General features: G+C 69.6%; 17 protein-coding genes and 1 riboswitch. Of the genes, 10 read left to right on the top strand and 7 right to left on the bottom strand.

The features are described from left to right. The coding region (thiC, locus tag E8A12_RS21370) for a phosphomethylpyrimidine synthase ThiC (RefSeq protein WP_293372653.1) at nt 1-1,236 on the bottom strand (1,236 nt) is incomplete at its 3' end. A 48-nt stretch (nt 1,237-1,284) separates the two neighbouring features. Continuing rightward, nucleotides 1,285-1,392, bottom strand: a riboswitch (TPP riboswitch). Between the two features lie 130 nt (nt 1,393-1,522). On the opposite strand from thiC, the gene E8A12_RS21365 reads away from it, so the two are divergent. Both E8A12_RS21365 and E8A12_RS21360 read left to right on the top strand, forming a co-directional pair. Beyond that, nucleotides 1,523-1,762, top strand: a complete 240-nt coding sequence (locus E8A12_RS21365; RefSeq protein WP_293372651.1) for a heavy metal-binding domain-containing protein — start codon at nt 1,523-1,525, stop codon at nt 1,760-1,762. A gap of 93 nt (nt 1,763-1,855) precedes the next feature. Beyond that, nucleotides 1,856-2,251, top strand: coding sequence for a DUF6491 family protein (locus tag E8A12_RS21360; protein WP_293372649.1), 396 nt, complete (start codon nt 1,856-1,858; stop codon nt 2,249-2,251). Here E8A12_RS21360 and E8A12_RS21355 read toward each other — a convergent pair. Then, nucleotides 2,248-3,006 carry a VOC family protein gene (locus E8A12_RS21355; RefSeq protein ID WP_293372647.1) on the bottom strand — a complete coding sequence of 253 codons (759 nt, stop codon included), beginning with the start codon at nt 3,004-3,006 and terminating at the stop codon, nt 2,248-2,250. The two genes, E8A12_RS21360 and E8A12_RS21355, sit on opposite strands and share 4 nt — an antisense overlap. Before the next feature lie 130 nt (nt 3,007-3,136). On the opposite strand from E8A12_RS21355, the gene E8A12_RS21350 reads away from it, so the two are divergent. From E8A12_RS21350 to E8A12_RS21325, 6 genes are all read left to right on the top strand, one after another. Then, a complete protein-coding gene (locus E8A12_RS21350; protein ID WP_293372645.1) occupies nt 3,137-3,958 on the top strand; it encodes an enoyl-CoA hydratase in 822 nt (273 codons plus the stop codon). An 87-nt stretch (nt 3,959-4,045) separates the two neighbouring features. After that, nucleotides 4,046-6,016, top strand: a complete 1,971-nt coding sequence (locus E8A12_RS21345) for a PAS domain-containing sensor histidine kinase (protein WP_293372643.1) — start codon at nt 4,046-4,048, stop codon at nt 6,014-6,016. 53 nt (nt 6,017-6,069) lie between these two features. Then, the gene (locus tag E8A12_RS21340; RefSeq protein WP_293372641.1) at nt 6,070-6,441 is read left to right on the top strand and encodes a hypothetical protein; all 372 of its coding nucleotides are present in this window, start codon (nt 6,070-6,072) and stop codon (nt 6,439-6,441) included. A 124-nt stretch (nt 6,442-6,565) separates the two neighbouring features. Next, nucleotides 6,566-7,585, top strand: coding sequence for a D-cysteine desulfhydrase (locus tag E8A12_RS21335; RefSeq protein WP_293372639.1), 1,020 nt, complete (start codon nt 6,566-6,568; stop codon nt 7,583-7,585). Continuing rightward, nucleotides 7,582-8,292, top strand: coding sequence for an amino acid racemase (locus E8A12_RS21330; RefSeq protein WP_293372637.1), 711 nt, complete (start codon nt 7,582-7,584; stop codon nt 8,290-8,292). The genes E8A12_RS21335 and E8A12_RS21330 overlap by 4 nt, the downstream gene beginning before the upstream one ends. Before the next feature lie 99 nt (nt 8,293-8,391). After that, nucleotides 8,392-9,186: an EF-hand domain-containing protein gene (locus tag E8A12_RS21325; protein WP_293372635.1), complete on the top strand. Its 795-nt coding sequence runs from the start codon at nt 8,392-8,394 to the stop codon at nt 9,184-9,186. Between the two features lie 3 nt (nt 9,187-9,189). Here the strand turns inward: E8A12_RS21325 and E8A12_RS21320 are convergent, their stop codons facing one another. From E8A12_RS21320 to E8A12_RS21310, 3 genes are all read right to left on the bottom strand, one after another. Further along, complete coding sequence (locus E8A12_RS21320) at nt 9,190-9,834, bottom strand: DUF1109 domain-containing protein (protein WP_293372633.1); 645 nt, start codon at nt 9,832-9,834, stop codon at nt 9,190-9,192. Next, nucleotides 9,831-10,394: a sigma-70 family RNA polymerase sigma factor gene (locus E8A12_RS21315; RefSeq protein WP_293372631.1), complete on the bottom strand. Its 564-nt coding sequence runs from the start codon at nt 10,392-10,394 to the stop codon at nt 9,831-9,833. Before E8A12_RS21315 ends, E8A12_RS21320 begins: the two co-directional genes overlap by 4 nt. A 135-nt stretch (nt 10,395-10,529) precedes the next feature. Continuing rightward, nucleotides 10,530-11,375 (bottom strand): PEPxxWA-CTERM sorting domain-containing protein, encoded by an 846-nt coding sequence (locus tag E8A12_RS21310; protein ID WP_293372629.1) that lies wholly within the window; start codon nt 11,373-11,375, stop codon nt 10,530-10,532. Nucleotides 11,376-11,549: 174 nt separating this feature from the next. On the opposite strand from E8A12_RS21310, the gene E8A12_RS21305 reads away from it, so the two are divergent. Next, a complete protein-coding gene (locus tag E8A12_RS21305) occupies nt 11,550-12,245 on the top strand; it encodes a DUF1223 domain-containing protein (RefSeq protein ID WP_293372627.1) in 696 nt (231 codons plus the stop codon). Here the strand turns inward: E8A12_RS21305 and E8A12_RS21300 are convergent. Beyond that, on the bottom strand, nt 12,242-12,724 hold the full coding sequence (locus tag E8A12_RS21300; RefSeq protein ID WP_293372625.1) for a peroxiredoxin: 483 nt from the start codon (nt 12,722-12,724) through the stop codon (nt 12,242-12,244). The two genes, E8A12_RS21305 and E8A12_RS21300, sit on opposite strands and share 4 nt — an antisense overlap. A gap of 112 nt (nt 12,725-12,836) precedes the next feature. On the opposite strand from E8A12_RS21300, the gene E8A12_RS21295 reads away from it, so the two are divergent. Then, nucleotides 12,837-13,400 (top strand): YqgE/AlgH family protein, encoded by a 564-nt coding sequence (locus E8A12_RS21295; RefSeq protein ID WP_293372623.1) that lies wholly within the window; start codon nt 12,837-12,839, stop codon nt 13,398-13,400. On the opposite strand, the gene E8A12_RS21290 is transcribed toward E8A12_RS21295, so the two are convergent. Then, a partial coding sequence (locus tag E8A12_RS21290) for a GGDEF domain-containing phosphodiesterase (RefSeq protein WP_293372621.1) occupies nt 13,397-14,468 on the bottom strand: 1,072 nt, incomplete at its 5' end. The genes E8A12_RS21295 and E8A12_RS21290 overlap by 4 nt on opposite strands.

Genomic DNA, 14,468 nt, shown 5'->3' with positions numbered 1-14,468 from the left:
GCCCTCGATCATCACCTGCACATTGTGCTTCCAGGCGATCTGGGTGAGTTCGCCAAGCGTCTCCAGCTCGCCGAACTGGGCGGCGTCGTTGGCGTCGGCGATGCAGCCGGGACGCAGGCCGTCGCCAAGCGAGAAGGAGACGTCGTAGGCCTTCATGATCTCGCAGATGTCTTCGAAGTGCTCGTAGAGGAAGTTCTCCTTGTGGTGGCTGAGGCACCACTTCGCCATGATCGAGCCGCCTCGGCTGACGATGCCGGTCACCCGCTTGGCGGTCAGCGGCACATAGGCCAGCCGCACGCCGGCGTGGATGGTGAAGTAGTCGACGCCCTGCTCGGCCTGTTCGAGCAGGGTGTCGCGGAACACCTCCCAGGTCAGGTCCTCGGCCACGCCACCTACCTTCTCCAGCGCCTGGTAGATCGGCACCGTGCCGATCGGCGCGGGGGAGTTGCGCACGATCCAGTCGCGGATGTTGTGGATGTTGCGGCCGGTGGACAGGTCCATGACCGTGTCGGCGCCGCAGCGGATCGCCCAGACCATCTTGTCGACCTCGTCGGCGACGTGGCTGAGCACCGCGGAGTTGCCGATGTTGGCGTTGATCTTCACCAGGAAGTTGCGGCCGATGATCATCGGCTCGAGCTCGGTGTGGTTGATGTTGGCCGGGATGATGGCGCGGCCGCGGGCGATCTCGTCGCGGACGAATTCCGGAGTGCAAAAGTCGGGGATCTCGGCGCCGAAGTCCTCCCCGTCGCGGATGAAGGGGTCGCTCTCCTGGCGGCGCAGGTTCTCGCGGATCGCCACGTATTCCATTTCAGGGGTGATGATCCCGCGGCGCGCGTACTCCAGCTGGGTGACGTTGCCGCCGGCCTTGGCGCGGTAGACGCGGCGCGGGGCCGTGAACTGGGGCGCCAGGTGCGCGCCCTTCGCGAAGCCGTTGTCTTCCGGCTTCACCTGGCGGGGATTTTCGACGAGCTCGATGTCGCCGCGGGAGACCACCCAGGGCTCGCGGGTCTTGGCGAGGCCCATCTCGATGTCGATGGCCGTGGTGGGGTCGGTGTAGGGGCCGGAGGGATCGTAGAGGGTCAGCGCCGGCTCGTTGGCGGACGGGTGCACGGCCACCTCGCGGAACGGCACGCGGATGTCGGGCCAGAGTACGCCGGGCTGATAGACCTTCTTCGACCCCGGCCGTTCGCCGGTGGGGATCTGGGCGGGCTCGAAGGCTGCGGTGGGCTTGTTCATGGCGTGCTCCAGCGTCGTGACGGACCACGGGCGTCGGTCTGGGGGCGTCGGCTGGCAGCGTCCCTTCCCTTCGCCGGCATGACCCGGATCAGGTTCGACGGGTCGCGGGGAAGAACCCGCCTCTCAGCCGCTGCGGCGGCGCCCCGAGGAAGGTCGGCACGGTAAGCCCGAAGGCCGCGCGGCGGAAGGCCGAATGTCTGCATTCGCGCGATCTTCGGCAGTTCCTTGGCTTGCGGACGGCCGTCGCCCGGCTTCCACTCGGCCGTCCTTTCGACGGAGCGAGATCATGTGCAATTCGGATCGGCGCCGCTTCCTGCGGCTGGGCGTGCTGGCGGTCGGCGCGGCGGGTTTGGCCGGGGCGGCGATGGCGCAGGAGCCCGCCAAGCCGAAGGTCTATGTCTGCCCGCCCTGCGGCTGCGCGGCCGACGGCAAGGAGTTCCCGGCGCCCGGCGCCTGCCCGGAGTGCGGCATGCCGCTGATCGAGAAGACGCCGGCGCCGAAGCGGTCGAGCTTCTCGGGCGGCTGAGGCCCATCCCCGGCGGCGCTGGACCGTTACGGCGGCGCTGGACCGTTACGGCGGCGCTACTAAAGTGGCGCCAAAAGGTTCGGAGAGAACGCCATGAAGCCAGCTGTCATGCTGATCAGCGCCGCGGCCCTGGCCGTCGCCGCTGCGCCAGCGCCCGCCGCCCCGAAGGCCGCCGCCAAACAGTGCTTCCGCACCCAGGACATCGGCGGCCACACGGTCGGCGACAGCCACACGCTCTACCTCAGCGTCGGCGGCAAGTCGGTCTACCGGGTCACCATGCGCAACGTCTGCCTGGGCGGCATCTCTTCCAGCGATCCGATCGAGCTGACCGCCCGCGCCGGCTCGGGGAGCATCTGCGAGCCTGACGACCTGGACGTGCGCGCCACCCTGGCCGGCGGCGGCGGGCTTTCCACCCGCTGCCTGATCGACGACATCAGCAAGCTGACGCCAGCCGAAGCCGCGGCCCTGCCGAACGGCGTGAAGCCCTAGGCTTGCACCAGGCGCACCCGGGTCCCCGACAGCACTACGTCACCATCCGCGCCGACGAGCCCGCGGGCCTTGGCGGCGGCGTGGACGGCCAGGGGATCGCGCACGGCCACGTCGAAACGGCCGAGACCTTCGCCGCGGCCATCGTCGGCGCGCACGAACCGCAGCTCGCCGCCGTCGTCCAGGCCGATACGCCAGTAGTCGCCCTTGGGCTCGACCTCGCGGCCGAGCACCGCGCCCCAGCGGGTCGCCATGGCGAAGGGATCCTCGCCCTGCAGCTCGGCGCCGACGATGCCGGTGGAGACGTCCGTGCGCACGTGCTCGCGCCAGACCGGACCGCCCCACTCCCAGCGCTCCCAGGGGTGCATGAAGTCCAGCGACAGGATGGCGCCGCCGATATCCTTCGGGTGGACATGGCTCATAGCGACCGTGCCGCCGTGCAGGTCGGCCTGCTCCACCACGCGGGCCTTGGCCGCGGCAATGCCGGCGCGCGCCTTTTCGATGTCCCTGACCTGCAGGATCACCATGTAGCCGCCGTCGCCGCCGCGTTTCTCCAGCAGGCGCCCGGCGGTGGTGCCCTCCTGCTTGGGCGAGACCACCTCCAGGAAGGTCTCGCCGATGGGGAAGACCGCGTTCTTCAGGCCGAACTTGCCGACCCCGGGATCGGCATAGGCGTAGTCGAGGCCCAGCACCGCGCGGATGTCGGCTTCGGCGGCGTCCAGGTCACCGGCCACCAGGGCGATCTGTCGAAGGCGCATCGGCGTCTGCTCCCCTTGTTTTGGTTTGGACGACCCTAGGCGCATGCCGCAGCGGGGCGTCAAGCCGGGCTTCCGTTTGGGACGCCGGTAGGCCTAGGGTTCGCGCCAACGACATGAGGGAGGATCGGCCATGGCCGCGATCGACACCGGAACCGAAGACCTGCTCGCCGACCTGGACGAGGGCGTGCTGACCCTCACCTTGAACCGGCCAGCGGCGCGCAACGCCATGAGCGATGCGATGAACCAGGCGCTGGGCCGCCAGTTGGCCGCCGCCGAGCTGGATCCGGCGGTGAGGTGCGTCGTCCTGACCGGCGCCGGCCAGGGCTTCTGCGCCGGCGGCGATGTGAAGGGCATGAACGAGCGCAACGCCGGGCCCGGCGGCGGCCCGTCCATCGACGAGGCGATCCACCGCCAGCGGGTCAATCAGCGCGACACCGCCGGGCGGCTGTTCAAGATGCCCAAGCCGACGCTGGCCGCCCTGCCCGGCGCCGCGGCCGGGGCTGGCTTTTCGTTGGCGCTGGCCTGCGATCTGCGGATCATGGCGAGCACCGCCTTCCTGACCACCGCCTTCGCCAAGGTGGGCCTCGCCGGGGACTACGGGGGCACCTACTTCCTGACCCAGCTGATCGGCTCGGCCAAGGCGCGAGAACTCTACTTCCTGTCCGACCGGGTGAGCGCCGAGGAGGCGTTGCGCCTGGGTCTGACAAACTGGGTGTGCGAGCCCGAAGCGCTGGCGGCGAAGACCCGTGAGATCGCGCTGCGCCTGGCCCAGGGCCCGCAGGTCTGCTTCCGCTACATGAAGGAGAACCTCAATCGGGCCATGGGCGGCGAGGTGGACGACTGCCTCGACCTGGAGGTGACCCACCACGTCCACTCCGGGCGGACCGACGACCACCGCGAGGCGGCCAAGGCCTTCGTCGAAAAGCGCGCGCCGGTGTTCCAGGGTCGCTAGTAGGGCGTGACCGAGGGAACCTTTTGGTTTCGCTAGGCATTGACGCTAGCGGTGGGTGCGCGCGGCGACGCGCTTCTGGGAGTTGCGATGGCGTTGGATGCGGTTGAAATCGGCCCGCGCGAGGACGACCGCTACCGGCTGCTGGTCGACGCGATCACCGACTACGCCATCTACATGCTGGACGTCGAGGGCAACGTCGCCAGCTGGAACCCGGGCGCAGAGCGCTTCAAGGGCTATGGGGCCGACGAGATCATCGGCCAGCACTTCTCGCGCTTCTACACCGAGGAAGACCGCGCAACCGGCCTGCCGGCCAGGGCGCTGGCGACTGCCGCGGGCGAGGGCCGGTTCGAGAAGGAAGGATGGCGCGTGCGCAAGGATGGCGCGCGCTTCTGGGCCCACGTGGTGATCGACCCGATCCGCAACCCCGCGGGCGAATTGATCGGCTTCGCCAAGGTGACCCGCGACCTCACCGAGCGCCGACGCGCCGAGGAGAGCCTGAAGCGCAGCGAGGAGCAGTTCCGCCTGCTTGTGCAGGGCGTCACCGACTACGCCATCTACATGCTGGACCCGACGGGCCACGTGTCGAGCTGGAACGCCGGCGCGGAGCGGATCAAGGGCTATGCGGCCGCCGAGATCGTCGGCCAGCACTTCTCGCGCTTCTACACCGACGGCGACCGGCAGACCGGCGAGCCGGAAAAGGCGTTGCGCACCGCCGCCAGCGAGGGCCGCTTCGAGAAGGAGGGCTGGCGGGTCCGCAAGGACGGCAGCCGCTTCTGGGCGCATGTGGTCATCGACCCGATCCGCGGCGACTTCGGCGAGGTGATCGGCTTTGCGAAGATCACCCGCGACATCACCGAACGGCGGGACGCGCTACAGAGGCTGGAGAGGGCGCGCCAGCTACTGTTCCAGGCGCAGAAGCTGGACGCCATCGGCCAGCTCACCGGCGGCATCGCCCATGACTTCAACAACCTGCTGATGGCGGTGATGGGCAGCCTCGAACTGCTGCGCAAGCGACTGCCGCCCGATCCCAAGGCCTCGGTGTTGCTGGAGAACGCCATGCAGGGCGCCCAGCGCGGGGCCACCCTCACCCAGCGCATGCTGGCGTTCGCGCGCAAGCAGGACCTGACGCTCCACGGCGTCGACATCCCGTGCCTGGTGGCCGGCATGACCGGCCTGATCGAACGTTCCATCGGCCCCTCGATCCAGATCCGCACCCGCTTCGCCGCCTGCCTGGGGCCGGCCCTGACTGACGCCAACCAACTGGAAACGGCCTTGCTCAACCTGGCGGTCAACGCCCGCGACGCCATGCCCGACGGTGGCACCATCACCATCGAGGCCAGCGACGAGACCGTCGGCGAGGCCGACGAACTGGGCCTGCCGGCCGGCGCCTATGTCCGCCTGTCGGTGACCGACGAGGGCATCGGCATGGACGAACAGACCCTGGCCCGCGCCACCGAGCCCTTCTACACGACCAAGGGGATCGGCAAGGGCACCGGCCTGGGCCTGCCGATGGTCCACGGCCTCGCCGAACAATCGGGCGGTCGCCTGGTGCTGAAGAGCCGGCCGGGAGAAGGCACGCGGATCGAACTGTGGCTGCCGCACGCGGATTCGGTGGGCGTCGAACGCGTCCTGGCGCGCGCGCTGCAAGCCAGCGCGCCGCAGCGTGTCCTTACCGTCCTGGCGGTGGACGACGACGAACTCGTCCTGACCAACACAGCTGCGATGCTGGAGGACATGGGGCATCGGGTCCTCGCCGCAACCTCGACCGCGGAAGCGATGGTGCTGCTGAGCCGCATCACGCCCGACCTGGTGATCACTGACTTCGCCATGCCGCAGGTCAACGGCCTGCAGCTCGCCGGCGATATCCGCTTGCACTATCCGGGGATGCCGGTGGTTCTGGCGACCGGCTACGCCGAGCTTCCGCCAGGGGCGGGAGAGGACCTGCTGCGGCTCGCCAAGCCTTATGGCCAGGCGGAACTGGCGCAGATCCTACAGCAGGCCTGCCCGCCAAATCCCCCCCACGGCGAGGCGTTGTCCGCGGTCGTCGCAACAGGCTGAAGCGTGTTAGCTTTACCCCAGGGACGGGGCCAAGAGGATCAGGAGAAACGATCATGAAGCGTCTTGTTCTGGCAGGCCTCGCCGCGGCGCTGGCGTTCAGCGCGGCGGCCTATGCGGTCCAGGCGTCGGCGGCGGAAGACAGCTGCCTGCGCCCCGAGTGGCTGCGCAATCACACCGTGGGCGACGACCACACGCTCTACTTCGACTACAACGGCACGGCGACCTATCGCCTGACCACCTCGGACAACTGCCTGGCCGCGGCGACCTCCTCCGACCCGATCGTGCTGCGCAACCGCACCCAGGGCCTGTTCTGCAAGCCGATCGACTGGGACGTCAGCGTACGCGGCGCCCGCTGCATCGTTTCCAGCGTCACCAAGCTCACCCCGGCGGAGGCCGCGGCCCTGCCAAAGGGCAAGCGGCCCTAGCTTCCCACCCCGTCAAGGCTTCCCCCCGCCGCCTCGCTGACGCTCGACACCCTCCCCATGAAGGGGAGGGAAATCGCCCCGAGGGGCTGTCGCTTGCGTCGAGTTCGATGTAAGCGCGGGGCCCATGCACCTGTCCCGTTTCAATCCCCTCCGCTTCGCCCATCTTCCCACGCCGCTGGAGCCGCTTCCCAGGCTGACCCAGGCGCTCGCGACCTCGCCCGGCGGCGGGCCGGAGCTGTGGATCAAGCGGGACGACTGCACGGGTCTCGCCGGCGGCGGCAACAAGACCCGCAAGCTCGAATATCTGCTGGGCGACGCGCTCGCCAACGACGCCACGACGCTGGTGACACAGGGCGCGGTTCAGTCGAACCACGTGCGCCAGACCGTGGCCGCGGCCTGCCGTTTCGGCCTGGAGTGCGAGGTCATCCTCGAGGAGCGCACCGGCTCCAACGCCGTCGACTACACCCAGTCAGGTAACGTCCTGCTGGACGAGCTGATGGGCGCCAAGATCCGCCGGGTGCCAGGCGGCACGGACATGAACGCCGAACTCGCCAAGGTGGCGGCCGAGGTCGCCGAGCGCGGCGGCACGCCCTATGTGATCCCGGGCGGCGGCTCCAACATCATCGGCGCGCTCGGCTATGTGGAATGCGCGCTCGAGTTGGTGAACCAGGCCAACGAGATGGGCCTGGAGATCGACCGCATCGTCACCGCCACCGGCAGCGCCGGCACCCACGCGGGCCTGGTAGCCGGCATCGCGGTGATGGGCGCCGACATCCCGATCCTGGGCATCGGCGTGCGCGCGCCGAAAGAAACCCAGGAAGCCAACGTCTATAAGCTGGCCGTCGAAACCGCCGACCTGCTGGGTCACAAGGAGCGGGTGACCCGCGACATGGTGGTGGCGGATTGCGACTATGTCGGCGCGGGCTACGGCCTGGTCGACCAGGAGGTGATCGAGGCGCTGAAACTGGCGGCCCGCACCGACGCGATCCTGCTGGACCCGGTCTATACCGGCAAGGCGATGAAGGGCCTGATCGCGCTCTCCAGGGCCGGCAAGTTCGACGGCGAGACGGTGGTCTTCCTGCACACCGGCGGCGCGCAGGGCCTGTTCGGCTACCAGTCGGTCCTCGACGGAAACCTGGAATGAGCGATACCTCCCTCGTCCTCGGCGTGCTGGGCGGGATGGGCCCGGCGGCGACCCTGGAATTCCTGAACAAGCTGCACGCCTACACCCCGGCCAAGAGCGACCAGGACCACATCCGGGTGCTGATGGACCTGAACCCCAAGGTGCCGGACCGCAACGGCCCGACCAGCGCCGCGGCCGGCGCGGTGCTCGCCGAGATGGCGGGCGCGCTCGCCGGCGCGGGCGCCGACGTGCTGGCCATGCCCTGCAACACCGCTCACGCCCATGCGGACCTGATCCAGCGGGCCAGCGGCCTGCCGCTGATCGACCTGATCGAAACCGGGTCGGCGGCTGCGCGCGACCTGGGCGCGCGCCGGGTCGGCGTGCTGGGCACCAAGGGCGCGCTGCGCCTCTATCGCGAATACCTCGCGGCCCAGGCCATGGGCATCCTCGCCCTGTCGCCGCAGCGGCAGGATGACTTCATGGCCACGATCTACAAGATCAAGAGCGGCGACCTCGGCCCGACCATCCGCGCCGAGATGGCCGCCTACGCCGCCGATCTGGTCGCAGACGGGGCCGAGGCGGTGATCGCCGGCTGCACGGAGGCGCCGCTCGTGCTGGGCGCCAAGGACGTCAAGGCGCCGTTCCTCGACCCGGGCGATCTGCTGGCGCGGCGCTGCGTCGCCGTCTGCCTGGGCCAGGAGCCGGTCCCGGCCCTGCCGGGCGCCTGAAACGCACCGAGTCGTCGGTGTCGCAGATGAAACAGTCTTGGCGCCCCGATGTCGAAGTTCTGTCGTAGGGTCTGGATGCACTCGACCGAGGGAAGACCTATGCGGCGACAGCTTGGCGCAATGACCATCACCCTGGGCCTGGCGGCGTTGGCCTTTGGCGTGGCGGCAGATCGCAGCGCCGCCCAGGGCCAGACCCGCGTGGCGGGCGGTTTCACCCAACTGTTCGTCAGCCCCTGCGGCGAGCCCTATCGCGGCAGGCCGGGCGATCCCTATCCGGTGGCCCTGTGGTTCAAGCAGGCTGACCTGAACCACGACGGGGTGATCACCCGTGAGGAGTTCCGCGCCGACCACAAGGGCTTCTTCGAGGCGCTGGACTATGACGACGCTGGCTATCTCGACGGCCCGAAGATCGCCTTCTACGAATCCAAGGTGCTGCCCGACCTGTTCTTGACGTCGACCAGTCGGCTGGACGCGCGGCCGGGCGTGAGGACGCCCGGGATCGAGCTGGCGGACGATGTCCCCAGCCGCGACGGCGCCCAGCTGATCTACGTCCAGCAGAGCGCGATCGCCAACGCCCTCGGCGCGCCAAGCAATGAGGACGCCAACCAGTCCTCGGGCGCGCGGGGGCCGCTTCCGGGGCTGGGCGCCAGGCGGCCGACGGCCCGCGAACTGTTGGGCGCGGCGGCCTACAGCCTGCTGGCCGAGGCCGAGCCGGTCCGGGCGGCGGACACAAACCTGGACGGCCGCGTCACGAAGGAGGAATTCCTGGCCGCCGCCGACCGCCGGTTCAACCTGCTCGACAAGCGCCACGACGGGAAGCTGACCCTGGACGAGCTGCCGCAGACGGCCAGCCAGATCGAGCTGGCGCAGCAGGAACGCCACGCCAAGAAGTAGCGGCTAGCGCCAGCGCAGGAGCCGCGAGCCCGCCACCGCGCCCAGGGCCGCGACCAGGGCCATGCCCAAGGTGTACCAGATGGCCAGGAACGGGGCGGAGGTCTCGTTGCAGGCGATGGCGTAGACCGCCGCGCCCAAGGCGCCGGCGCAGGCTCCGGCGGTCATGCCCGCCGCCCACAGCCGGGTGGGCGCCAGCCCCCTCACCGCCCAGACCGCCCCGACCAGCAGCGGCAGGCCGATGGCCACGATCCGCCAGGGACAGAGCATCGAGGAATGGCCCATCAGCATCGCGCGATGCGCCTCCGACGGCGCCTGGGCGTAGCGCATCAGGGCCATGGCCACCACGATGGCGAAGGGAATGGCGGCGACCGCGGCCAAGGCGCCGAGCCGCGCGGCGGGCTTGGACAGGCGGGTGAGCAAAAGCGCCAGGATCAGGCCGGTGATCGCCGCATAGCCGAACTTCATCCAGAACATCGGCGTGGCGACGGCCTGGGCGAGGTCCGGGCGCGGCCCAAGCCAGGCCAGCATCACGACGGCCGATCCGAGCGCGCCCAGGCCGAGGCCCAGCGCCACCCGGCGCGCGGCGGCGCCGGGCGCGATCCGGGGCAGGTCGGCCGACAGGCTGGCGATCAGGTCATCGGTGTTCATCCGGAACCCCCTTGCCCAGGGTCCGCGTACCTGCCGCCGAGCGCCTTCAGGCCGCGGTGGATGGCGACCTTCACCGCCGACTCGGTCATGCCGTGATTCTCAGCCGCCTCACGGGTGGAGAGCCCTTCGACCTTGGTCTCGCGGATCAGCTGCCGGGTGCGCGCCGGCAGGTCGGCCATGACGCGTTCCAGGTCGCGCGCGGCCATGGCGGCCTCGGCGCCGCCCGCCGCGCCGAGGGACGCGAACAGGGCGTCGGCCTCCTCGGCCGGGGCGCGCAGGTGGGAGCGGCCGCGGCGCAGCGCGTCGATCAGTTTGTAGCGTGCGATCGCATAGGCCCAGGCGGTGAAGGGCTGGCCGGCGTCATAGGTGGCGCGGCGCGTATGCACGGCGATCAGCGTCTCCTGCACCAGGTCTTCGGCGTCCAGGCCCGGCGGGCAGCGGCGACCGTAGTAGGCCCGCAGCAAGCCGCTGAGCTCATCCAGGAGCCGGCGATAGGGCCCGGCCTCCCCAGCGAGACCGGCGAGCATCAGGCCTTTCAGTCTGGGTTCGATCTCGTCCAACGCCGCCTACGGAAGAGTTCGCGCGCAACCGCCAAAAGGTTACGCCGCCAGAGGTGGTAGCCGAAGCCGTCCGGCCTGCAAACAAAAGGGCCGCCTCGCGAGGAGGCGGCCCTCGTGTCGAAGCCCGGCGCCGGCTCAGGCGGTGACAAGCGCCCTATGACGGCGGCGCAGAGCCGCGCCGACGCCGCCGAAGCCCAGGATCATCAGCGCCCAGCTCGCCGGTTCCGGCACGGCGATGTCGAATGTCCCCGACCCGTTGAAATCGCCGATCCGGTAGGTCCCGGTGAACTGCGTCGGCTGGCCCGCGAAGGAGGCGGCCGCTTCCAGTGAGGCTTCCTGTTCCGCGAGCGTCGAGACCGGGTCGGAAGGATCGTTCTCGAACGAATTGCCCGACCCGCGGCCGAAGATGGCGTTGACCAGCTGGGTGTTCGGCCCGCTGGTGACGAAGGTGTCGTCGCCGCCCCCAAGCACGCCGTCGGCGCCGTAGAGGACGCCGACATAATTGCCGTCGCTGTAGTCGTAGTCGCCGGCGTTGAAGCCGAAGCCCAGGGCGTCGCTGGCGTCGTTCGAGACGGCGTTGAAGGACAATTCGCTGATCGAGAACATGGTCCCGCCGGTGCCGACGATCGAGACGCCGAAGGTCATGCGGTTGCCGTACTCGTTGGCGAAGGCGGGCCCAACGGTGACGCCGGGATCGACCTGACCCTTCCAGGACGCAAAGTCGGTGACGATGGTCTCGCTGGCCAGGACGTTGGACTGCGCCTGGAAGTAGGACGGCGTGCCCGGCGCGCCGCCGCTGGTCTGGCCGTTGTAGAGCGCGTCCACCGCATTGGCGGCGGCCGGGGTGAAGCTCGGCGAGCCGTAGGCGTTGGGCGCTAGCCACGGCGTCACGGTGATGTCGATGGCCGCGTGGGCGGCAGACGCCCCAAGGGTCAAGGCGGCCGCCAGCGCCAGGGCGCTGCCTGTCAGTAGGTTTTTCAACTGCTTAATCCCCCACGGCACCAGCTTCCCCGTGGAGCACGGCGGCCCGTTAACCAATTCAGTGGGCGCTCATTTCGCTGGTCTCAAGCCTATTCAACCTGGGCGCGAAGCCGGGGGCGTAACCAAAGCCGCGCGCCCGGCGAACCTGGGTCGAGCTTGACCGGAGATTAGCTGATGAACGTTCGAACCCTGGCCGGACTGGCCCTCTGCCTGGCGCTGCCGCTGTCCGGCGCCGCGCGGGCCCAGCCCGCCGCGCGCGTGCAGGTTGTCGAGCTCTACACCAGCCAGGGCTGCTCTTCCTGCCCGCCGGCCAATGCGGCGCTGGCGGCGATCTCGGCCCGGCCGGAGATTCTAGCGCTTAGCTTCGGGGTCACCTACTGGGACGACCTCGGCTGGAAGGACACCTTCGCCCAGAAGGCGTTCACCGAGCGCCAGTGGGACTACGCCAAGGGCCTGCGCCACAACAACGTCGGCACTCCGCAGGTGGTGGTGAACGGCCGGCTCGACACGGTGGGCGGCAGCGTCGGCGAGATAGACGCCGCCTTGAAGCGCGCTCTATTGGCCGCCGGCGGACCGAGCGTGGTCCTGAGCAGTGCAGCGGTCGCCATTGCCGGCGCGGCGCCCTCGCATCCCGCCGCGGTCTGGCTGGTGCGCTATGACCCCAACATCGTGCAGGTGCCGGTCAAACGCGGCGAGAACACCGGCAAGACCCTGCCGCACAAGAACGTTGTGCGGGAACTGATCCGGCTCGGCGAGTGGGACGGCGGGGCAAAGAGCTTCCCCGTGCCCGCCGCACCCGCCGGCCTGAAGACCGCCATCCTGCTGCAGGCGGGCCCTGGAGGCCCGATCCTGGCGGCGGCGAAGGGCTAGAGCTGGGCCAGCAGATAGTCGGCGGCCGACACCTTGAACTCGCCGCCTTCCTCGATGTTCAGCTCCTTCACCACGCCATCGTCGACGATCATGGAATAGCGCTGCGAGCGCTTGCCCATGCCAAAGCGCGAGGCGTCGAAGGCCAGGCCCACCGCATCGGTGAAGGCCGCGCCGCCGTCGGCCAGCATGACGATGTCCTCGCCCACCGCCTGATCCTCGGCCCAGGCGCGCATCACGAAGGCGTCGTTGACCGACAGGCAGGCGATCACGTCGACGCCCTTGGCCTTGATCTCGCCGGCCAGCTGCTTGAAGCCCGGCAGGTGCTTGGCCGAGCAGGTTGGCGTGAACGCGCCCGGCAGCGCGAACAGCGCGACCTTCTTGCCTGCGAAGAATTCGTCCGTGGTGACGGGCTTGGGCCCCTCGGCGGTCGCCTGGGTCAGGGTCACGCTGGGCAGCTTGTCGCCGACTTTGATGGTCATGGGTCCGTCCTCCTGGAATTACCCTAGGCAGATAGCGTCATCTCGGCGCAGGGCAAGCTCGGGCTGGCGATAAGGCCTTGAAAGCGTCCAATCCGAAGGCAAATGTCGGGGCATGGAAGGCGGCTTCTTCTCAGGCCAGCTCTTGATCGCCATGCCGGGGATCTCCGACCCGCGGTTCGAGCGCGCGCTCATCCTCGTCTGCGCCCATGACGAGGAGCACGCCATGGGCCTGGCGGTGAACAATCCCGTCGAGGGCCTGACCGTGCCGGACCTGCTGGACAAGCTCGACATCAAGGCGACCATCACCCTTCCGCCGGACCTGGTGCTGGTGGGCGGGCCGGTGGAGCGCGAGCGCGGCTTCGTGCTGCATTCCACCGACTACGAGGGCGAAGCGAGCCTGGAGGTCGGCCCCGGGGTGGCGCTGTCCGCCACCCGCGAGGTGCTGGAGGCCATGGCCAGCCACAATGGCGCGCCGTCGAAGAGCCTGCTGGCGCTTGGCTACGCTGGCTGGGGTGCGGGCCAGCTGGAGGACGAGCTCAAGGCCAATGTCTGGCTGACCTGCGACGCCGATGAGGAGCTGATCTTCGGCCACGACTTCGGACGCAAATGGGGCCGCGCGCTTGGCAAGCTGGGGGTCGATCCACAGCGGCTGAGTTCGGCGGCCGGCCGGGCTTAGCCCCGCGAACCCTTGGCCTTCACCGGGGCCGCGCCGTCGACATAGCTTTCGTTGAGATAGACCTCGGCTTCCTGGGCCGACAGCGCCGGGGCATAGCCGAAGCCCTGGCCGTAGTCGCATCCCAGCGACAGGAGCTGGCGGGCCATGCCGGCGTTTTCGACGCCCTCGGCGACGACCTCGAGGTTCAAGTCCTGGCCCAGCTTGACCACCGAGGAGACGATCTTCAGCGAGCCCTCGTTGGTGGCCATGGTGCGCACGAAGTAGCGGTCGATCTTCAGCGTATCGAACGGCAGGCGCGTCAGGTAGCTCAGCGAGGAGAAGCCGGTGCCGAAGTCGTCCAGCGCCAGCGCAGCCCCGGCGCCGCGCAGCTCCGCCAGGATCACGGCCGCGCGCTCGGGATCGCGCATGACGTCGCCTTCGGTGACTTCCAGCTTCAGCGCGCCGGGCGGCAGACCGGTCTCGCGGCGGATGGCGGCCACGTCGGAGACCAGGTCCGGCCGGTCGATCTCGTGGGTCGACAGGTTGACCGCGACGGTCAGTTCGCCGGCGGCCTTGTGCTTCGTCCGCCAGGCGGCCAGCTGCTTGGCAGCCTCGCGCATCATCATCGCGCCCAGCTCCTCCATCAGGCCCATCTCCTCGCAGAGCGGCAGGAAGGTGTCGGGCATCAGCAGGCCGCGGCGCGGATGGCGCCAGCGGACCAGGGCTTCGAAGCCGGAGAGCGCGCCGGTTGAGAGCCGCACGATCGGCTGATAGAAGGGCACCAGCTCGCCGCGGCCGAGCGCGCCCTTGAGGTCGCCCTCCAGCGCCAGGCGCGAAAGGCCGTCCGATTCCATGCCGCGGCCATAGGCGGCGGCGCCGCCGCGGCCATGGGTCTTGGCGGCTTCCACGGCCAGTTCCGCGCGGCGCAGCAGTTCAGCGGCCTCGGGGGCGTCGATGCCGCCGTGAGCGTCCACGGCTCCGATGGAAAGCGTGGGGTGGATGTCGAAGCCGGCGACCCGCAGGGGTTGCTCCAGGGCGCGGCGCAAGGTCTCGGCGCCCGGAGAGGCGCCGGCCAGGACCATGGCGGCG

It is taken from the genome of Phenylobacterium sp. (assembly GCF_004799395.1).
GTDB lineage: Bacteria > Pseudomonadota > Alphaproteobacteria > Caulobacterales > Caulobacteraceae > Phenylobacterium.
The sequence above is the reverse complement of the archived record's forward strand: the minus strand, read 5'-3'. Positions and strand labels throughout refer to the sequence as shown.